Source organism: Pseudonocardia sp. NPDC049154, from assembly GCF_040648315.1.
Classification (GTDB): Bacteria; Actinomycetota; Actinomycetes; order Mycobacteriales; family Pseudonocardiaceae; genus Pseudonocardia.
Genome location: NZ_JBEZDN010000005.1, coordinates 84,974 through 104,515, shown reverse-complemented (window position 1 = coordinate 104,515; position 19,542 = coordinate 84,974). Strand labels below are relative to the sequence as shown.

18 protein-coding genes and 1 pseudogene are annotated in these 19,542 nt (G+C 73.1%); 6 read left to right on the top strand and 13 right to left on the bottom strand.

Going from position 1 to position 19,542, the window contains the following annotated elements; genetic code table 11:
• Positions 1–6: 6 nt before the first annotated feature.
• On the bottom strand, positions 7–867 hold the full coding sequence (locus tag AB0B41_RS05060) for an ABC transporter permease (RefSeq protein WP_358199082.1): 861 nt from the start codon (positions 865–867) through the stop codon (positions 7–9).
• A gap of 212 nt (positions 868–1,079) precedes the next feature.
• Here AB0B41_RS05060 and AB0B41_RS05055 point away from each other — a divergent pair.
• Positions 1,080–1,967: pseudogene (locus AB0B41_RS05055) on the top strand (AMP-binding protein); the annotation flags it as partial.
• Positions 1,968–2,069: 102 nt separating this feature from the next.
• Positions 2,070–2,426 (top strand): hypothetical protein, encoded by a 357-nt coding sequence (locus tag AB0B41_RS05050; protein WP_358199221.1) that lies wholly within the window; start codon positions 2,070–2,072, stop codon positions 2,424–2,426.
• On the opposite strand, the gene AB0B41_RS05045 is transcribed toward AB0B41_RS05050, so the two are convergent.
• From AB0B41_RS05045 to AB0B41_RS05025, 5 genes are read right to left on the bottom strand one after another with little or no spacing between them, the layout of a single operon-like run.
• Positions 2,413–3,159, bottom strand: coding sequence for an enoyl-CoA hydratase/isomerase family protein (locus tag AB0B41_RS05045; protein ID WP_358199080.1), 747 nt, complete (start codon positions 3,157–3,159; stop codon positions 2,413–2,415). The genes AB0B41_RS05050 and AB0B41_RS05045 overlap by 14 nt on opposite strands.
• Before the next feature lie 14 nt (positions 3,160–3,173).
• Positions 3,174–3,986 (bottom strand): enoyl-CoA hydratase-related protein, encoded by an 813-nt coding sequence (locus tag AB0B41_RS05040; protein ID WP_358199078.1) that lies wholly within the window; start codon positions 3,984–3,986, stop codon positions 3,174–3,176.
• Positions 3,983–5,581: an AMP-binding protein gene (locus AB0B41_RS05035; RefSeq protein ID WP_358199075.1), complete on the bottom strand. Its 1,599-nt coding sequence runs from the start codon at positions 5,579–5,581 to the stop codon at positions 3,983–3,985. Before AB0B41_RS05035 ends, AB0B41_RS05040 begins: the two co-directional genes overlap by 4 nt.
• Positions 5,574–6,569: a nitronate monooxygenase family protein gene (locus AB0B41_RS05030; RefSeq protein ID WP_358199073.1), complete on the bottom strand. Its 996-nt coding sequence runs from the start codon at positions 6,567–6,569 to the stop codon at positions 5,574–5,576. Before AB0B41_RS05030 ends, AB0B41_RS05035 begins: the two co-directional genes overlap by 8 nt.
• Positions 6,566–7,411 (bottom strand): enoyl-CoA hydratase-related protein, encoded by an 846-nt coding sequence (locus AB0B41_RS05025; protein ID WP_358199071.1) that lies wholly within the window; start codon positions 7,409–7,411, stop codon positions 6,566–6,568. The genes AB0B41_RS05030 and AB0B41_RS05025 overlap by 4 nt, the downstream gene beginning before the upstream one ends.
• A 78-nt stretch (positions 7,412–7,489) precedes the next feature.
• Between AB0B41_RS05025 and AB0B41_RS05020 the strand changes: the two genes are divergently transcribed.
• Both AB0B41_RS05020 and AB0B41_RS05015 read left to right on the top strand, forming a co-directional pair.
• Positions 7,490–7,903: a PaaI family thioesterase gene (locus AB0B41_RS05020; protein WP_358199069.1), complete on the top strand. Its 414-nt coding sequence runs from the start codon at positions 7,490–7,492 to the stop codon at positions 7,901–7,903.
• Between the two features lie 115 nt (positions 7,904–8,018).
• Positions 8,019–8,771: an SDR family oxidoreductase gene (locus AB0B41_RS05015; RefSeq protein WP_358199067.1), complete on the top strand. Its 753-nt coding sequence runs from the start codon at positions 8,019–8,021 to the stop codon at positions 8,769–8,771.
• Positions 8,772–8,831: 60 nt separating this feature from the next.
• On the opposite strand, the gene AB0B41_RS05010 is transcribed toward AB0B41_RS05015, so the two are convergent.
• From AB0B41_RS05010 to AB0B41_RS04995, 4 genes are all read right to left on the bottom strand, one after another.
• Positions 8,832–9,857, bottom strand: coding sequence for an acyl-CoA dehydrogenase family protein (locus tag AB0B41_RS05010; RefSeq protein ID WP_358199065.1), 1,026 nt, complete (start codon positions 9,855–9,857; stop codon positions 8,832–8,834).
• Between the two features lie 82 nt (positions 9,858–9,939).
• The gene (locus tag AB0B41_RS05005) at positions 9,940–10,698 is read right to left on the bottom strand and encodes an acyl-CoA dehydrogenase family protein (protein ID WP_358199063.1); all 759 of its coding nucleotides are present in this window, start codon (positions 10,696–10,698) and stop codon (positions 9,940–9,942) included.
• Positions 10,695–10,985, bottom strand: a complete 291-nt coding sequence (locus tag AB0B41_RS05000; RefSeq protein ID WP_358199219.1) for an acyl-CoA dehydrogenase family protein — start codon at positions 10,983–10,985, stop codon at positions 10,695–10,697. The genes AB0B41_RS05005 and AB0B41_RS05000 overlap by 4 nt, the downstream gene beginning before the upstream one ends.
• Before the next feature lie 282 nt (positions 10,986–11,267).
• Positions 11,268–12,110: an SDR family NAD(P)-dependent oxidoreductase gene (locus AB0B41_RS04995; protein WP_358199062.1), complete on the bottom strand. Its 843-nt coding sequence runs from the start codon at positions 12,108–12,110 to the stop codon at positions 11,268–11,270.
• Between the two features lie 342 nt (positions 12,111–12,452).
• On the opposite strand from AB0B41_RS04995, the gene AB0B41_RS04990 reads away from it, so the two are divergent.
• The gene (locus tag AB0B41_RS04990) at positions 12,453–14,930 is read left to right on the top strand and encodes a GNAT family N-acetyltransferase (protein WP_358199060.1); all 2,478 of its coding nucleotides are present in this window, start codon (positions 12,453–12,455) and stop codon (positions 14,928–14,930) included.
• Between the two features lie 10 nt (positions 14,931–14,940).
• Here the strand turns inward: AB0B41_RS04990 and AB0B41_RS04985 are convergent, their stop codons facing one another.
• Positions 14,941–16,359, bottom strand: coding sequence for an MFS transporter (locus AB0B41_RS04985; RefSeq protein ID WP_358199058.1), 1,419 nt, complete (start codon positions 16,357–16,359; stop codon positions 14,941–14,943).
• Positions 16,360–16,517: 158 nt separating this feature from the next.
• On the opposite strand from AB0B41_RS04985, the gene AB0B41_RS04980 reads away from it, so the two are divergent.
• Entirely contained in the window at positions 16,518–17,330 is an 813-nt protein-coding gene (locus AB0B41_RS04980; protein WP_358199056.1) for an SDR family NAD(P)-dependent oxidoreductase, read from the top strand.
• 81 nt (positions 17,331–17,411) lie between these two features.
• Here AB0B41_RS04980 and AB0B41_RS04975 read toward each other — a convergent pair whose 3' ends face one another.
• Both AB0B41_RS04975 and AB0B41_RS04970 read right to left on the bottom strand, forming a co-directional pair.
• Positions 17,412–18,110, bottom strand: coding sequence for a hypothetical protein (locus tag AB0B41_RS04975; protein WP_358199054.1), 699 nt, complete (start codon positions 18,108–18,110; stop codon positions 17,412–17,414).
• A complete protein-coding gene (locus AB0B41_RS04970) occupies positions 18,107–19,420 on the bottom strand; it encodes a phenylacetate--CoA ligase family protein (protein ID WP_358199052.1) in 1,314 nt (437 codons plus the stop codon). Before AB0B41_RS04970 ends, AB0B41_RS04975 begins: the two co-directional genes overlap by 4 nt.
• Between the last annotated feature and the right edge of the window lie 122 nt (positions 19,421–19,542).

Below are 19,542 nucleotides of genomic sequence, written 5' to 3'. Positions count from 1 at the left end.
GTGCTCCTAGCGAGTGATGGAGCCGGTCGACGACCGGACCCAGGGGGTCAGCCGGCGGCCCACGGCGCCGACGAGGATGGTGAGCAGCACGCCCAGTACGGCGACGGTGAGGATGCCGACGTACATCCAGCCGTTGATCAGCAGTGCCCGGGAGTTGAAGATCAGGAAGCCGAGGCCGGTGTCGGTCGCGATGAACTCCGCGGCGACGATGACGAGGACCGCCACTCCCATTCCCACGCGGAGCGCGACGAAGACCTCGGGCAGGATCGCGGGGACGACGACCTCACCGAACGTTCGCCTGCGACTCAGTCCCAACGACCGCGCGGCCTCTCGGTACCCCTCCGGGATGGCCGCGACCGCCTCCATCGTGCCGATCCACACGAAGAAGAACACGGTCGTGGCGATCAACGCGACCAGCGGCGGCTCGCCGAAGCCCACGATCGAGAGGAACACCGGCAGCAGTGCGAGCTTCGGGACGACGTAGAGCCCGTTGAGCGTGGACTCCAGCGCCGAGCGGACATAGGCGCTGAGTCCCATGACGATCCCGAGCACGAAGCCGGCCAGCGCCCCGAGCGGGTAGCCCACGAGCACCCGGCTCAGGGTCTTCCACACGTCGTCGAGCAGGCGGCCGTCTCGCCCCAGGTCGATGCCCTGACCGACGATGGTGGTGGGCGCGGGGAAGATCCGCATGTCCAGCAGCCCGACCCGGGCCGCGATCTCCCAGATCGCGAGCAGCGCGATCGGTACCGCGACCGCGAGCGCGCGGCGTACGAGCCGTTGCGTGCGGTGGTGGGCGGCGCGACGCTCGGCCGGCCGGGACGGGGTGATGTCGACGGTGACGCCGGGGGCGTCCGGACGGTCGAGCACGGGAGAACGAGCATCGTTCACAGCGACCTCGCATTACATCGGCATTGATGCTTGTCGATTTCTACGTAAGACTATCGATCGTGTCCACGTCTGTAAACGCAGTCCGTGACAGTGCCGTCGCCCCGTGGACGGCGGAGACCCTCCGTGTGCTGGAGGAGCGGGCGGAGGAGCCCGCGGTGTTCGGGACCGAGCCGTCGGGGGGTGGCCGGTGGAGCGGCGGCGAGTTCCGGGACCGGGCGGCCGGGGCCGCCGACCTGCTGGCCGAGCTCGGCGAGCGGGGACAGCCGGTGCCCGGGTTGCTCAGCGCGCGTTCCACGGCGTTGGCGCTCACCCTGGGCGGTGCCTGCGTCGGCAGGCCGATCGCGCCGCTGCCGCCCCGGCACACCGTCGACGAGCTGGCGGCCATGGTCGGACGGATGCCCGGACACGCCCTGCTGGCCGAACCGGACCACGCCGAGACCGGGGAGGAGGTGGCGGCGGCGACCGGGCGGCGACTGCAGGTGGTGGACGTCGTCCCCCTCGGGAGCGGGTCGGCGCTGCGGCTCGCCACGGCGGACCCGGTGCTCGTCCTGCACACGTCCGGCACCACCGGGATGCCGAAGCGGGTCGACGTGACCGACGCCGGGCTCGGCCACCGGACCCGGGTCAGCGGGGCGACCCTGCGGCTCGGCCCGGGTGCGGTCTACGCGGGAGCCTCGCCGTTCCATCACATCGGCGGGGTGGGGAACGCGGTCGTCGCGCTCGCTCGCGGGGCCGCCGTCGCGTCGTTCCCGCGGTTCTCCGTCGCCGCGTGGCCGACGTTGCGCGAACTCGGAGCCACCCACGTGCTCGTGGTGCCGACGATGATCGAGATGCTGCTGCGCGGTGGCGGGCTCGCCCTGCCCACCCTGCGGACGCTGATCTACGGCGGTTCGCCGATCCACCCGGAGACGTTGCGCGCCGCCATGGCGGCGCTGCCCGGCGTGGACTTCGTGAACATCTTCGGCCAGACCGAGGGGAGCCCGCTGACCTCGCTCACCCCGGACGACCACCGCGCCGCCGCCGGAGGCCGCGAGGACCTGCTGCGGTCGATCGGGCGGCCGCTGCCGGGGGTCGTCCACCGGATCGTCGATCCCGACGACGAGGGCTTCGGCGAGCTGCACGCGCGGGCCCCGCACCTGTCCACCACCGCGGCCGCCGGCTGGCTGCGGACCGGGGACATCGTGCGCGCCGACGACGACGGCTACCTCTTCCTGGCGGGCCGCAGGCACGACCTGATCATCCGCGGCGGGGAGAACATCCATCCGGTCGAGGTGGAGCAGGTGCTGGTGGCACACCCGGACGTCGAGGCCGCCGCCGTGATCGGCGTGCCGGACCCGCTGTGGGGGCAGACCGTCGCCGCGTTCGTGGTCCCGCGGCCCGGCGCCACCCCCACCGTGGAGGAGCTGCGGGCCGCGGCGCGCGATCGGCTGGCCCGCCACAAGCTCCCCACGGTGTGGCGGTTCGTCGACGCACTGCCGGTGAGCCCCAACGGGAAGCTGCTGCGAGACGAGCTGCGCATCCGGCTCAGCGACGGATGATCGCCTGGTACTCCTCGGTGTCGTGGGACTGACTCTCGGCGGCCAGGCCCATGCCCAGGGTCGACACCATGGCGCCGCGCAGGTGCTGGTTCAGCGTGGACTTGGTGTCCCGCACCGCCTGTGGCGGCAGCGTCGCGATCCTGGCGGCGAAGGCCGTCGCCTCGGTGAGCAGGTCGGCGTCCGGGACGACCCGGTTGGCCAGGCCGAGCTCGACGGCGAGCGGCGCGGGGATCTTGTCGCCGGTGAGGATGTACTCCTTCGCCTTCAGCAGGCTCGTGAGGAAGGGCCAGGTGACCGCACTGCCGTCGCCCGCGACGAGGCCGATCTTCACGTGCGGGTCGGCGAGGAAGGCGGACTCCCCCATGAACACGACGTCGCACAGCGTGACCAGGGTGCAGCCGAGTCCGACGGCAGGTCCGTTGACGGCGCACACGACCGGCAGCTCGGTCGAGAGCATGGCCTCGACCAGGCGCCTGGCCCGGCGCATGGCACGGCGCCGGGCGTCGAAGTCGGTGACGAAGGCGGCGAAGTCGTCGAGGTTGCCACCGGCACTGAACGACGTGCCCGCGCCGGTGAGGACGACCGCGCGGGCATCGGAGTCGTCGTCGAGGTCCGCCATGAGGCGGGGGAACTCGTCGTGCAGGACCTCGTCGAAGGCGTTGTGCGTCTCGGGCCGGTTCAGGGTGACGGTGATGATGCCGTCGGCGCGCGTGACGAGGATGGGGTCGGTCATGGGTGCCTCTCAGCTCACTGCGTGTCGCGGAAGTCGTCCGCGACGAGGTCGGTGGCGGCCAGCCCGGCGAACCGGGGCGGCCGCTTCTCCAGCATGCTCGCGACGCCCTCGGCGAGGTCGGGACGGGAGCGGGCGACCACGGCGAGCCGCTTGTCCTCACGGCGGGCGCTCTCGATGTCCGTCTCCAGCCCGCCGTAGAGCTGGCGTTTGATGTCCGCCATCGCGGCGGGTGAGCAGTTCTGGGCCATGTCCGCGGCGTAGGCCAGCGCGGTGGACAGCAGCTCCTCGGGGGCGACGACCCGGTTGACCAGCCCCAGCTCGGCGGCCTCCTCGGCGCGCACGACCCGGCCGGAGAGCAGCAGGTCCGCCGCCGTGCCCGCGCCGACGAGCCGGGCGAGCTGCCAGGCCACGGCGTTCTCGGCGGGCAGCCCGCGGCGGGCGAACGCGGTCGTGATCTTGGCGCCCGCGGCGACGAACCGCACGTCGCCCATCAGGCTCACGACCAGGCCGATGCCGGCGCACGCACCGTTGATCGCGACGACGACCGGCTTCGGCAGGGACAGCGGGAGGGTCTGCCGGATCCGACCGGCGTTCGCGAAGCCGCCGCTCGACGCCGCCTTCAGCGCCTCGGCGTCCATACCCGCGCAGAACGCCCGCCCGGCCCCGGTGACCACGATCGCCCGGACCGCCGGGTCGTGCGCCGCCCCGAGCAGGGCGCCGAAGTACTCCTCCTCCAGCGGAAGGGTCCACGCGTTGGCGCGGTCCGGGCGGTTCAGGGTGACGACGCGGACCGCGCCCTCGTCGTGGGTGAGGATGGTGTCGCTCACGACTTCGCTCCGAACAGGCGCTCCGCCTCGGCGCGCGCCAGCTGGTAGGCCAGCTTGCCGTTGGCCAGCCGGGGGACGGTGTCGACGACGGCGATGTGCTTGGGGGCCTTGTACGGCGCGAGCCGCGCGCGCACGAACGCGCGGAGCTCCTCGGTCTCCGGCGGGGTGTCCCCGGTCAGCTCGACCAACGCGCTGACGGCCTGCCCGAACCGCTCGTTCGGCACCCCGACGACGGCCGCGTCCCGCACGCCGGGGTGCGCGGTCAGCGCCGCCTCGACCTCGTGCGGGTACACCTTCTCGCCGCCGGTGTTGATGCTCGACGAGCCCCGCCCGAGCAGCGTGATGCTCCCGTCGATCTCGATCTTCGCCATGTCCCCGCCGATGGCGTAGCGGACGCCGTCGACCGTCTTCCACACCTCGGCGGAGGCCTCGGGGTCGTTGTAGTAGCCGAGCGGCTGCCGCCCGCCGACGGCGAGCACGCCGGTCTCACCGGAGCCCGCCTGGACGAGGCGGCCGTCGTCGGCGAGGACCACGGTGTGCCTGCCCGGCAGGAAGTCCCCGATGCAGGACCGCTCGCGGGTGCTGTTCTGGGTGACCGACCGACCCGCGCCGAAACCCTCCGAGGCGCCGAGGGTGTCGACCAGCCGCAGGCCCGGGACCTGCGCGAGGATCCGTTCCTTGACCTCCGTCGACCAGGCGACGGCGCTGGAGACGATGTACCGCACGGTGTCCAGCGACCAACGGCGCGGGTCCGCCTCCAGGGCCTCGACGAGCGGGCGGGCGATGGCGTCCCCGGTGATCGCGATCGTCCAGACGCCCTCGGCCTCGACGGTCTCCAGCATCTCCACCGCCGAGAACGAGCGGGACGGGAGCAGCACGACGGTGCCGCCCTGGCTCAGCGCGCTCATCGACGTGATCGACCCCGCGCCGTGCATCAACGGACAGGCCGCGAGGTGCACGGGAGCGGGGTCCGGCAGCAGGCCGGGGATCTCGGTCAGCGGGGTGTCCTCGCGATAGCGGTGCAGGGCCTGGCCGTTGAGATTGCAGAACATGTCGTCCTGCCGCCACATCACGCCCTTGGGCAGGCCGGTGGTGCCACCGGTGTAGAGGAGGAAGAGATCGTCGCCGCTGCGCTTCGCCGCAGGTGGCGGCACGTCCCGGTCCGCCCAGTCCTCGTAGGGCACCGCCCAGTCCGGACCATCGGGCCCGACACAGACCCAGGTGCGCACGGAGCCCAGCCGGGTCCGCACCTCGCCGACGGTCTCGCCCAGCGTGGAATCGAAGACGACGACGCGGACGTCCCCGCTCGACCAGAGCTGCTCCAGCTCGTCGGCACGGTAGCGGAAGTTCGTGTTCACCGGCCCGACGCCGATCATGAAGGCCGCGTAGAGCGTCTCCAGGTACTCCGGACCGTTGTAGAGCATCAGCGCGACGGTGCCCTCGCCGAACTCCGGCGCCAGGCCGGTGGCGACGCCCGCGGCGCGGCGGTGGAAGTCCGCCCAGCTCAACCGGGTGTCGCCGTGCACGATCGCGGTGTGCTCCGGGATCGCGGCGGCGATGACGTCCCAGACGTCCGCGAAGTTCCACTCAGACACGGTCGACCGTCCTCGCGGGTGCGATGCGGTCGAGGATCTCCGCCGCGGAGTGCGCCATGTCCGAGACGATCTCGGCCGCGGTCCGGATCTCGTGCACCGAGCCGACGGCCTGACCGCACAGGTAGGCCTCGCGAGCCGGGTCCACGCCGGAGTCGTCCCGCGCCCCCAGGTGGGTGACGGCCTGCTCGATCGCGTAGAGCCGCTGCTGTGGGAACGGCCGCAGCTCCTCGGGATGGGCCTCGAAGTGGTCGGTCCACTCGTTCCTCAGAACCCGCATGGTCTTGCCCGAGTACGCCCGGGTGATCACCGTGCCGTCCTCGCGGGCGGCGATCATGGCCTCGTGGAAGCCGCGCAGCCTGCGCGCCTCGACGCTCGCGGCGAACCGGGTCCCCACCCAGACACCGTCCGCCCCGAGGGCCAGCGCCGCGGCCAGCCCGCGGCCGTCCACGATCCCACCGCCGGCCACGACGGGCACCCGGCCCTCGACCGCGTCGACCACACCGGGGATCAGGGCCATCGTGGCGACCGTACCGGTGTGGCCACCACCCTCCGTACCCGTGGCGATCACCAGGTCGACACCGGCCTCGACCGCCTTGACGGCGTGCCGCACCTTGCCACACAGGCTCCCCACGAGCAGGCCCGCCTCGTGCATGGTCGCGACGGTCTCCGCGTCCACCCCGAGCCCGGAGACGTACAGCGTGGTCCCGCCCGCGGTGATCATCGGCGTGTACCGTCGGACGTCCTCGGCCACGGCCGTCAGGGCGTTGACCCCGAAGGGCTTCGCGGTGCGCGCGCGGGTCTCCGCGAGCTCCTTCTCCAGCTTCTCCGGACGCATGAACGAAGCGCCGAGCGTGCCGAACCCGCCCGCCTCGCTGACCGCGGCCACGAGCTCGGCGTAGGCCACGCCGCCCATCCCGGCGAGCATGATCGGATGGTCGACACCGAGCAGCTCGGTCAGGCGTGTGCGCAACGGCGGGGTGGGGGTCACCGGTCCTCCTCGGTCGGGCGGTACCGCCCTGAGTAGTCGGGGTCGGTCCGGGCGGCCAGGGCGGCCGCGCCGGTGCGGAAGTCGGGATGGCGGGTGGCGCGCTCGAGGGCGTGCTGGGCGTCGGCGTCCGCGTCGGACAGGGAACGCTCGAGGTCCCGCCACACCATCTGCTTCACCGCCGCCATCGACGACGGAGCGCTGCAGGCCACCAGAGTGGCGGCGTAGGCGAGTGCGGCGGGCAGGACGTCCTCGGCGGGCAGCGCGCGCAGCGCCCAGCCGATCTCGACCGCCTCCCGCCCGCGGATGACGGCGCTGCGCAACAACAGGTCCGTCGCCCGGGTCACCCCGACCAGCCGGGGCAGGATCCAGGAGATCGCGAACTCCGGCGGCAGCCCGAGCTTCGACGTCGACGTCGTCAGCTTGGCGTCCTCGGCGACGAACCGGACGTCGGCGAAGCTGGCCAGCACGAACCCGATGCCCGCCGCCGCCCCGTTGACCGCGGCGACCACGGGCTTGGACAGCGACAGCAGGAAGCCGTGGCGCGAGCCGAAGGCCGGGTGCGACGGGTCACCGGGCTGGGTGAGCGGCTCGGTGCGGCCGGAGCGGTACTCCCCCGCCTCGGCGTTGGCCGAGACCGCGCGCACATCGGCGCCGACGCAGAACCGCTGCCCCGCACCGGTGAGCACGATGACGCCCACGTGTGGCGAGCGGTCCAGCTCACCGAGCACCCAGCGGTACTCGGCCTCCATCCTCCCGGTCCAGGCGTTGCCGCGTTCCGGTCGGTCGAGCGTCACCGTGGCCACACCTGCGTCGATCCCGTATCGGACGGTCTTGAGCTCCACCGCACCTCCCTGTGTCTGTACCGGCAGCCGTCATATTACGTACAATTCACACGTGAAGACGAGAGTGTAAGGAGAACCATGTCGGAGACCACGACCCGCACCGAGAAGCTGAGCCGCTTCTGGGAGGCGATGCCCTTCAACGCCAAGTGCCACATCCAGGTGCGCAGCTGGGAGGAGGAGAAGGTGGTGCTCGCGGCGGCGTACGCCGAGGACCAGACCAACGGGCACGGCACCCTGCACGGAGGTGTCATCGGGACCCTGGCGGACACCGCGGCCACGGCGGTCGTCATGGCGGGGCGGGAGCGTGGCGACAAGCGCACTCCCCTCACCACGGCCATGACGGTCCACTACCTGGGGGCGGCGCGCTCCACGGTGATCGCCACCGCGACGGTCAGCAGGCGGGGCGGCAGCACGTCCTTCGTCGACGTGGCCGTAGTGGACGCCGAAGGCGCGCCCGTGGCCACCGCCATGATCTGCATCGTGATGAAGTAGCCGCGACGTTCCCGATCCCGGGCACGCGAGATCCGGGGACGAGCTGCCTCGCGAGCGAGCGGTCGCCGACGCGCCGTCGCACGTCATCCCGACATCGAACCGAAACGGAGTGGACATGACGGGCACACGGCTCGAGGGGCAGACCATCCTGATCACGGGCGCCGGGCAGGGAATCGGCCGGGGCATCGCGCTGGCCCTGGCGAAGGAGGGGGCGCAGGTCGCCCTCGCCGGGCGCACCAAGTCCAAGTGCGACGTCGTCGCCGAGGAGATCGCGGCGCTCGGCGGGACGGCGCTGTCGCTGGCCTGCGAGGTCGGCGACCGGGCCGCCGTGGACCGCACGGTCACGGACACGGTCGAGCGGTTCGGGGGCCTCACCGGGCTGGTGAACAACGCGGCGTCCAGCGTCCAGAAACCGCTGGCCGACACCACCGACGACGACGTCGACCTGTGCTGGCGCTCCGGTGCGATGGGCACCCTCTACGGGATGCAGGCCGCGCTGCCGCACCTGAAGGCCGCGGGCGGCGGCTCGATCGTCAACTTCGGCTCGAGCACCGCGGTGAACGGCAACGCCACGTTCGGCGCCTACGCGATGGCGAAGGAGGCGATCCGCGGGGCCTCCCGCGTCGCCGCCCGCGAGTGGGGCCGCTACGGGATCCGGGTCAACGTGATCGTGCCCGTGTCCCTGTCGCCGGCCACGGTCGACTTCTCCGAGAACCACCCGGAGCGCTTCGCGGCCGTCCAGAACGCGCTCGCGCTGCGCCGCGTCGGTGACCCCGAGACCGACATCGGCGGGGCGGTCGTCGCGCTCATGACAAGCGACCTCGGGTACCTGACCGGCGACACGTTGATGCTGACCGGCGGTCTGTGACCCACGGCAGTGGGCCGGGCGGGAGCCGCTCCACCGGAGCGGCTCCGCCCATGCCGGTTCTCAGATGCCCAGGAGCGACGCCAGACGCTCCTTCTGCCGGTTCGCGTCCCCGAACAGCAGGGCCGAGGAGTGCGCGCGCCGGTAGTACAGGTGGGCGTCGTGCTCGTAGGTGAAGCCGATGCCGCCGTGCAGCTGGATGGCCTCGATGGCGCAGAACACCGCCGCCTTCGACGCCGCCGCCTTGGCCATCGCCGCGGCCGCAGGCAGCTGCGATGGCGTGTCGACGGCCAGCCGGACCGCCTCGTACGCCGCCACCTGCCCCGACTCGACCGCCACGAGCATGTCCGCCAGGCGGTGCTTGACCGCCTGGAAGCTGATCCGCCGGGAGAACTGGGCACGGGTCTTCGCGTACTCCAGGCTCATGTCCAGCACCGCCTGGGCGGACCCGACCAGCTCGGCGGACAGTAGGGCGAGCCCCAGGTCCACGGTGTGGGCCAGGACGGCCGCCGCTCCGCCGGGATCCCCGACGGGCCGGGCCGCGACGGCGTCGAAGGTGAGCCGGACCTGCTGACGCGTGGGGTCCAGGGTCACCAGCGACTTTCGCCGCAGGCCGGACGCGGTGGCCTCCACCGCGAACAGCCCGAGCCCCTGCTCGGTGCGCGCGCTGACCAGGAATAGGTCCGCGGCGGCGCCGTCGAGCACGAAGCTCTTGTGCCCGGACAGCCGGTCCCCGGCGGCGGTCACCGTGCTCTCGGTGAGGTCCCAGGAGCCGGAGTCCTCGGTGACGGCCAGCGCGGCGATCCGCGACCCGTCCGCCAGGCCGGGCAGCAGATCCTTGGCCGCTGCGGTGTCGGCGGCGCTGTCGGCGGCGGTGACCAGCGCGTTCGCCACCAGCACGACGCTGCCGAAAAAGGGTGCGACGAGCAGCGCCCGCCCGCTCTCCTCGGCGACGACCAGCTGCTCGACCGGCCCGAACCCGCTGCCGCCGAACTCCTCGGGGATCGCCAGCCCGTGCAGCCCAGCTCCCCCGCCATCCGGTCCCAGACCGCGCGGTCCAGCCCCTCCGGCGTCGCCATCAGCCGCCACACCGCCGCGCTCGAGGAGTGGTCGGCGAGGAAGCCGCGCACGGTGCGGCGCAGGTCCTGCTGCTCCGCGGTGAACAGGAGACTCACGTGCCTGCCCTCCCGGTCAGCTCCCGGAACGGGGCGTCCTTGTCGACCTGCGGCTCCTTCGGCAGCCCCAGCACCCGTTCCCCGATGATCGTGCGCAGGATCTCGTCCGTGCCGCCCGCGATGGACAGTGCGGGCACCGACAGCAGGGTGGCCGCCCAGAGATCGTCCCCGTCCGCGTCCGGCGCCCACGCCGCGGTCGTGGCGCCGGCGAGCTCCGCGCCCAGCCGGGCGGCCCGGCGGGAGTGGTCCGTGCGCACCAGCGTCGCCACCGAGCCCTCCGGTCCGGGGGTCTGGCCGCGCAGGATCGCCGAGGTGATCCGGTCCCCCAACAGCCCGACCGTGCGCTCGGCGATCCACAGCTCGACGAGCTCGCGCCGGGTCACCGGGTCCTGCGCCCGCCCGCGGGTGCGGGCCAGCTCCATCAGCTCCTCGGCGTTCGGGGTGTCGTCCATCGCGCGCACAGCGCCGAGCGAGACCCGCTCGTTCGCCAACATGGTCGTGGCGGCCCGCCAGCCGTCGTTCACCCGCCCGACGACGTTCGCGGCGGGGATCCGCACCCCGTCGAGGAAGATCTCGTTGAAGTGCGCCTCGCCGTTCATCTGGTGGATCGGCCGGATCTCGGCCCCCGGCGAGCTCAGGTCCAGCACGAACATCGTGATGCCCCGGTGCTTGGGCACGTCGGGGTCGGTGCGGGCGATGAGCAGCCCGAAGTCGCAGTCCTGCGCCCCGGACGTCCAGATCTTCTGTCCGGTCACGACGTAGGAGTCCCGTCGAGCACCGCGCGGGTGGTCAGGCCCGCCACGTCCGAGCCGGCGCCCGGCTCGGAGAACATCTGGCACCAGATCTCCTCGCCGCGCAGCATCGGGCGGACGTAGCGCTCCTTCTGCTCGTCCGTGCCGACGGCGAGGATCGTGGGCCCGCACATGCCCAGCCCGATGATGTAGGGGGCCAGCGGCAGGTCGTAGTCCAGCGAGGCGATGTTGAATGCGATCTGCTCGCGGATGCCCAGCCCCCGGCCGCCGTACTCGCTCGGCCACGAGATCCCGGCGTAACCGCTGTCGAACAGCAGGGCCTGGCACTCACGGGCCGCGGCGAGGGCGTCCCCCGCCCGCGTGCGCGCGCCCCTCTCCCAGCCGTGCCGGGGGGCCTGCTCGGCCAGCTAGGCCCGCGCGGCCTGCTCGAAGTCGGCCAGGTCCGCGTCGGGAGGGCCGTCGACGGGGGTGTCGGTGCTCATCCGGCTCGCTTCCTGACGACGGTGAAGAGGGCGGCACCACCGAGGATAGCGCTGAATCATTAAATCGATGATCACCCGCACCCGAGCCGGTCACCGACCGGCGTGCTCGGAGGTGAACGCGCGCAGCCGCTCGACGAGGTCGGTGCCGTCGACCCGGCCCATCCGGAACTCCCGGACGTGTCCGCCCGCGGTGTGCACGATTCGTGCGGTCAGGTCCCCGGCCTCCTCCGTACACAACCCGGCGGTGACCTCCGCGACCCGCTCAGGGGAGAGGTCCAGGCCGGGCGGGATCCCCTGCTCGTCGAGGTAGACCGCCGACATGCGGGTGTAGGCGCCCGGGGACAGCCCGTTGACGGTGATGCCGTGTGGGCGCCCGGCGCGGGCCCCGGCCATCGTGGCGCCCCAGACGGCGGCCTTCGCCGTCGAGTAGGCGACGGCGGCCGCCATCTCCAGGTGCAGCGACGCCTCCGAGAGGGTGTTGACGATCCGGCCGTAGCCCTGCGCGCGCATCACCGGGAACGCCGCGCGCATGACCGCGACGGTCCCCAACGCGTGCACATCCAGTTCGGCCCGCAAGTCCGCCTCGGTGAGCTCGTCGACCGGCGCGGCGTGCATGGTGCCCGCGTTGTTGACCACGATGTCGAGCCTGCCGAACTCCGCCACGGCGCGCTCCACCGCGGCCTCGGCGCCGACGAACCCGCGCACGTCGGAGCGGTCGGCGACGGCCCGGCCGCCGTCGGCCCGGATCTCCTGCGCGACCGTCTCGGCCACGGTCGGGTCCGGCGCCGCGCCATCCAGCCCGACACCCGTGTCGTTCACCACCACCGCAGCCCCCAACCGGGCGAGCTCGCGGCCGTGCGCCCGGCCCAGGCCGCGGCCGGACCCGGTCACCAGCGCGACCCGTCCGGTCAGGATTCCCGTCCGCCCGGCCACGTCAGGCCGTCCTCGACCAGGCCGACGGCGTGCCGCCCTCCGGGCCCGTCCCGGCCCCCCGGCGGGACGCCCCCGCTCCTGCGGCCCCCACCTCTACGACCCCAGCCCCGACCCGCGTCATCACCGCACCCTCTCCAACCACGGCGCCCGCCGCGGCCTCCCCAGGCATATCCCATGGCGGCACCGCCCCGCGACACCGTGGGATGACGGTCACCGTCACAGCCGACACACTGTGCCATTCCGTTCCTTCCGTGCCTTTCGGCGCACGAGGACGGCCCCGGAGACCGACCCGGGCCGACGGGAGGGCGGCCACGGCACCGAGGCCCCACTAGGCTGATCGTCGTGGCCCCGTACCCCTCCGACCTCGAGCGGCCCGGGCTGCTCCGCGACGGCCGTTCGATCATGATCCGACCCAGCCGACCGGTCGACCTCGACGCGCTGTCGACCTTCTTCGGCAGGCTGTCCCGCCGCACCGTGTCGTTCCGGATGCTGGGCCCGGTCGTGACCATGGATCGCGCGCGGACGGCCCACTTCCTCGACGCCGACCACGACCAGCGGCTGAACCTGCTCGCCACGCTCGACGACGAGGTCATCGGCATCGCCGAGTACGCCCGGCAGCCGGACAACCCGGACCGGGCCGACATCGCCTTCACCGTCGAGGACGGCTACCAGGGGATCGGGCTGGGCGGGCTGCTGATGGAGCACCTCGCGGCCGCGGCCCGGGAGCGCGGCATCGCGGTCTTCGAGGCGGACGTGCTCGCCGAGAACATGCCGATGTTGCGGGCGTTCGAGAGCTCGGGGTACCGCCTGCAGTTCGGCCCGCCCGGCTCGGTGCAGCACGTCGACATCGCCGTCGACCCGCGACGCCAGGTGCTGGCCCGGTCGGACCGGCGGATGCAGACCGCCACCCGGTCGTCGCTGCACGCGATCTTCGCCCCGCGCTCGGTGGCGGTGGTGGGCGCGAGCCGCGAGCGCCGCAACGTCGGGCACGCCATCCTGCGCAACCTGCAGGAGTGCGGCTTCGCCGGCCCGCTCTACGCGGTCAACCCGAAGGCGACGGAGATCGCGGGCATCCCGTCGGTCCCGTCGGTGCGCGACGCCGGCGGGCCGGTGGACATGGCGGTCGTCGCCGTGCCCGCCGGGATGGTGCCGCAGGTCCTCGCCGACTGCGCGGCGCACGACGTCGGCGCGGTCGTCGTCGTCAGCACCGAGATGGACGCCCGCAACCCGCAGGGGCGCGAGCTGCTGCAGTTCGCGCGCGGGCACGGGATGCGGCTCGTCGGACCGAACTGCATGGGCGTGGTCAGCCTGCGGCCCGACGTCGACCTCGTCGCCACGTTCTCCCCGGTCGTCCCCCCGCGCGGCCGGGTCGCGATGGCCAGTCAGTCCGGTCCGCTCGGGCTCGCGGTGCTCGACCACGCCCACCGGCTCGGACTCGGCTTCTCCGGGTTCGTGTCCCTCGGCGACTCCCTCGACGTCTCCCCCAACGACCTGCTGCAGTGGTGGGAGGCCGATCCCGCGACCTCGCTGGTGCTGCTGCACCTGGAGGCGTTCGGCAATCCGCGCACGTTCGCCCGCACCGCGCGCCGGGTCGCGGCCCGCAAACCGATCATCGCCGTGCACCCCGGCACCACCGCCCCGGCGCCCGACCCGGCCGAGCCGGAGTCCGCCGCCCGCCCGGCGGACTCCGACACGGCCGTAGACACCCTGTTCACCCAGGCCGGGATCATCCGGACCCGGACCATGCAGGAGATGTTCGACACCGCCCTGCTGTTGGCCCACCAGCCGGTCCCCGCAGGCTCCCGGGTCGCGGTGCTCACGAACGCGGGTGGGCCCGGCGCGCTCACCGCGGGCGCCTGCCGCGGCGCGGGCCTCGGGCTGGCCCGGCTCACCGCCGAGACCACAGCGGCCCTGCCCGAGCGCACCCGCGGCGACACCGCGAACCCGGTGGACCTGACCCCGGAGGCGACCGGCGCCGACTACCGCCGGGCGCTGGCCGCGCTGCTCGCCGACCCCGGCGTGGACGCGGTCGTCGTGTTGTTCATCCCGCCGCTGGTCGACGAGTCCGAGGCGGTCGCCGAGGCCATCGTGGCGGCGGCGGCCACGGCCCCGGCCAAGCCGGTGCTCGCCAGCTTCCTGTCCCGCGCCGGGCTCAGCGAGCTCCTGCGGTCGCCGGACGGACGCTCCATCCCGTCCTACCTGTTCCCGGAGTCCGCCGCGGTGGCGCTCGGCCATGCCGCTCGCTACGGCGAGTGGCTGCGGCGACCGGCGGGTGTCGTGCGCGACCCGGCCGACTCCGTGGTGCGCCGGGCCCGGGAGCTGCTCGCGGGCCGCGGCGTCGGGCCGCTCGATCCCGCGGGGACCGCGGAGCTGCTGCGCTGCTTCGACTTCCGGGTCGCCCCCGGCACCACACCGCCCGAGGGCCAGGACCTGATCCTCGACGTGTCCGACGATCCCCTGTTCGGCCCGGTCGTCACCCTCGGCGCGGTCGGCGAGTACGCCCGGCTGCTCGGCGACGTCGGCCACCGGATCACCCCGGTGTCCAACCGCGACGCCGAGGCGCTCGTCCGCGGGCTGCCCTCGTACCCGCGGCTCCGCGGCGGGCTGGACCGCCCCGGTGTCGATGTCGACGCCCTCGTCGCGGCCGTCCAGCAGGTCTCGGCGATGGTCGAGAGCCTGCCCGAGCTCGCGGAGCTCCGGGTCGGCGGGCTCCGGGTCGGCGTCGGGGACGGCGGGGTGGTGTTCGACGACGTCTCCGCCCGGCTGCAGAAGCCGACGGCGGCCCGGCGGGTGCGCGAGGCCACCGTCGACCCGGGCTGAGCCGAGAGTTCTACTCCCCCGCCGCGCCGGTCGTCGCGGCCACCGGCACGCTGAGGCGGCGTTCCTGCAGACGCTGCAGCGCCACGCACGCGACGCCGACGACGATCCAGCCCACCACCATGAACCAGCCGATGAAGCCCGGTCCGAGCGCGGTGAGCGCGGCGGCGACGGTGAAGGGCGCCACGATGTTGGCCAGTCGGCCGGCGCCGAATGCGGTCCCGCTGCCGCTGGAGCGCAGCCTGCTCGGGAAGCTCTCGGCCATCGTGGCGTTGAGCATCGGGGCGAACCAGGCGATGAGGAAGAACTGGGCGAACGTCGCCGTGGCCACCAGGCCCGCGGCCGGGACCAGGCCGAACAGGATGCCGCTGAGCGCCGCCGCCGCGGTGACGCCCGCCAGCATCGCGCGGCGCCGGAACCGGGTACCCAGCAGGAAGGCCGCCAACGAACCCAGCGGAGCCCCGTAGAGGGCCACCGCGGTGATCGTGAGCAGGGTCTCGCCACTGAACCCGCGCAGCTGCAGGATGGTCGGCAGCCACGAGTTGAAGGTCTGGGTCAGCATCGAGAAGACGATCCAGACCACGATCAGCAGAAGCATCGGGCTGAGCAGCGAGCCACGGAACAGGTCCCGCCAGGCGCCCGTACTCTGGGCGGCCTGCCGCGCCGGGGCCGGGACGGCCAGGGGCTGAGGCGGGGGCAGGGTCTCAACCGGCGCAGTGCCCGCCTCGAACTTCTGCAGAGCTGCGTACGCGTCATCGAGGCGACCCCGGCTCGCCAGCCAGAGCGGCGATTCGGGGAGGCGCTTGAGCAGCGGCAGCAGGAGCAGCCCGAGGGCGCCGATCGCGAACACGACCCGCCAGCCGTCCGGGCCGAGCGGGATCACGAACCGGGCCGTCGTCGCGATGACGGCCGTACCCATCATGCCGACGAAGTAGGCGATCGCGGTGCGGGTGGTGCGCCGGTGCGTCGGGCTCATCTCCACCAGGTAGGTCACAGCCACCACGAAGAGCGCGCCCATCCCGATTGCGCTGACGACCCGCAGCACGGCGAATGCCACGAGGTCGTTCATCAGCACGTGCAACCCGGACCCGACCGACGCCACCGCGAGGCTCGCCCACATCACCGGGAGTCGCCCGATCCGGTCCGCCAACCGCCCGCCCGTCAGCGCGCCGATCAGCAGGCCGACGAAGGTCGACGACACCAGCAGCGCGATGTCGGAGAGCTCGAACCCGAGCTGCGCGCGCATCGCCGGCGCGGCGATCCCGAGCGCGCCCTGATCGCCGAGGTCGAAGAAGAAGGCGATTGCCATGGCGACGACCAGCCGCCTGCTCATGCCCCGGGTGGGCAGGCGCGCCAACCGGCCGGCGATGTCCTCGCCTCGCCGCGCGCCGTCGGGCGCGGGCGCGCCTGGGGTGGATCCGTCCTCGGACACGGCCTCTCCTCGTCGATCGGCTGCTGGGTGGATTCCGCCTGTGACAGTCTCTGTCATGTTGGACAGTGACCGGCGGACTCCCTAGTGTGCCGATCGAAGCCCCGACGAACAAGGGGCGATCGGGCGCTGCCGCCCGGAACCCGAGGTGGAGGTAGAACATGCGGCTCGCAGGACGGTCGGTCGTCGTCACCGGCGGCGGCAACGGCATCGGACGGGCCTTGGCGCTGCGCTTCGCGGCGGCGGGCGCGCGCGGTGTCACGGTCGCCGACCTCGACCCGGACTGGGCGCGACGGGCCGCCGAGCGCATCGAGGCGGCGGGCACGCCCGCGCTCGGGGTGGGCTGCGACGTCGGGGACCCGGCCGCCGTCGACCGCCTCGTCGACGCCGCGGAGGCGGCGTTCGGTCCGGTCGACGTCTTCTGCTCGAACGCCGGCTACAGCGACCTCGCGCCCGCCGACCTCTCCCAATCGGTCGAGGCCTGGCGGTCCATCATGGACGTCAACCTGCTCGCACACGTGTGGGCCGCCCGGCGGGTCGTCCCGTCGATGGTCGAGCGCGGGGACGGCTATCTGCTGCAGACGATCTCCTCCGCCGCACTGATCACCGGGCCCTCGGCCCCGGGCTACACCGCGAGCAAGCACGGTGCGCTGGGCTTCGCCGAGTGGCTCACGCTCAACCACGGCCACGAGGGCGTTCGGGTGACCTGTCTGTGCCCCAACGCCGTCTACACCGGGATGTTCGGTCGCGATCCCGACGACGACTCCGCACTGCCCGAGGCGGGCTCGCTCGGCGAGCTGCTCACCCCCGAGCAGGTCGCGGACACCACCGTGGCCGCGATGGAGGGCGCCGAGCCCTTCCTGGTGCTGCCGCACCGCCGCGTCGGGGAGTCGTTCCTGCGCAAGGCGACTGACTACGACGCGTGGCTGGACCGGACCCGCGGCAGGCTGCAGCGGATGCGCGCCACCGGCTGACCACCTCCCGAGCGGCGCGGATCCCGCAGGCAGTGCTGCGTGCGGGACCCGCGCCGTGCGGTCGGGCGGTCCGGCGGCACATCAGTCCCGGGGCAGGACGACGCGCGGGCCCGGCAGCCCGCACCCGCACGGCCCCTCGGCGAGAGTGCCCTCCACACCGGTGTCGAACGCGGAGAACGCGTGCGCCCGGTCGGCTCGCGAGGTCAGCCGGACGGTGCCGTCGATCACGTCGAGCCCCCACTCCGCCGGGTCGACGTGCAGGCCGGCCCGCTCCGGGCACTCCAGACCGAGCGCGGGACCGACGGGCCCGATCACCGAGGCCTCGATGCCCTCGCCGCGCAGCGGTCCGCGGGCGTCCGGTCGCACGACGAGCCGCGGCACGGCCCGCAGCCGCTCGATCGTCTCGGAGCCGGCGACGGCCTGCACGGTCTCCCCGGACAGCCCGATGACCGCGGCCACCTCCTCCATCCGCAGGAACGTGGTCAGCCGGCGGGCGTCCCACCCGTAGGGCTCGGCCGGGGTGTAGACCGCGCGCCGGGCGCGGACGGCGGTCAGCAGCGGACCCGCCCAGGCGTACTCGTGGTTGGCGATGATCACCAGCACCCGTTGCCCGGCTCCCATGCCCCACGCGTCGAGCAGCCGGTCGGCCCAGGCCTCCTCGCGCTTCAGCTCGGACCAGCCGATCTCGTAGTCCACCGGCCCCTCCGGGCCCACTACCGTCCCGATGCCCGAGACGGCAGCGCGCGGACCCGCCGCGGCCAGCATCGTCGTCCTGCTCATGCCTTCACCACCCTCGGGAACTTCGCCACGCTCGAGCTGCGCTCGAGCAGTGTCGCGGTCGTCACCAGCTCCAGGTCGGGCTGGACGCCGACCCGGGTCGCCACCGACGCGCGGACCCGCTGGGCCAGCTCGTCAAGGTCGGAGGTCCGGTCGGGTGCATAGCCCACCCGCAACCGCAGCGTCGACATGGTGTCCGCGTAGCGGATCACCTGGAACATGCCGTCCGCCGCCTCGGGGACGGCCTCGACCGCCGCCCAGACGTCGCTGAGCACGACGGTGCGACCGTCGATCGTCATCTCGTCGCCCTTTCGGCCCACGATCCACTGCCGGGCGTGGGTGCGCCCGCACCCGCAGGTCGCGGTGGTGAGCCGGACGAGGTCGCCGCTGCGGTAGCGGATGAGCGGGGCCGCGGCGTTGTCCAGGTCGGTGGCGACGAGCTCGCCGACGAGCCCGTCGGCGACCGTGGTGTCCGCGTGCGGGTCGAGCAGCTCGGGCATCACCGTGTCCTCCCACAGGTGGTACCCGTCGTGTTCGCGGCACTCCCACGCCGTGCCGGTGTCGGCCGCGCTGGCGTAGGTGAAGAGCTCGACGCCCCACTCCTCGCGCACCTTGCGGGACAGCACCGCCCCCAGCGGCTGGCCGGCGAAGGCCGCGCCCTTGAGCGACGAGAGCGCCCCCCGGACGTCGTGCGTGGCCTCGAGCTTCTCCAGCTCCATGATCGTCGGCATCAGCAGCGAGATGTAGGTGGGCTTCAGTGTCTCCAGCACGCGCAGCAGCTCGGCACCCTTGCCGATCCACATGTCCGCGTAGATCGGGACCAGGCCCATGGCCTGGAAGGCATCGCCGTAGTGGCCGCGGAAGGTCCCCACGGGGACCACGACCCGATCGCCCGGCCGGACCCCGACCTCCCACAGGTCGCGCGCGGAGATGACGGGCAACGGGGGCGCGGTGCTCCAGATCTCGGGGATCGGCTCGGGGTCCGAGGTGGTGCCCGAGGTCGACGTGACGCTGGTCAGCTCGTCCGGGGGCACGAGCAGCAGCCCGCCGTAGGGGTCGCCGGTCCGGGCCCGGTAGGCCTGCACGTCCGCCTTGCCGAAGGTCGGCACCAGGCGCCGGAAGTCGGCCAGCGAGCGGATCGCCGAGGGATCGACCCCGGCGGCCGACCACAGCTTCCGGTAGAAGGCGGAGTTCTCCCAGGCCAGCGGGATCAGCTCCAGGACACGTCGCTCCTGCAGGGCCTCGAGCTCCGCCCGGGACGCGGTCTCGATGTCCGGTTCGAGGTAGCGGCGGTCGCGCAGGTCATCGGTCACGGCACGCTCCAACGCGGTCGGGGGACACGGTCGGCCGGGGCCGACCACCCGCCGACCTCACCGAACAACGAACAGCATAATGATATGACAGTATCTCGCCAAGAGCTAGAGGGTCGACTTCT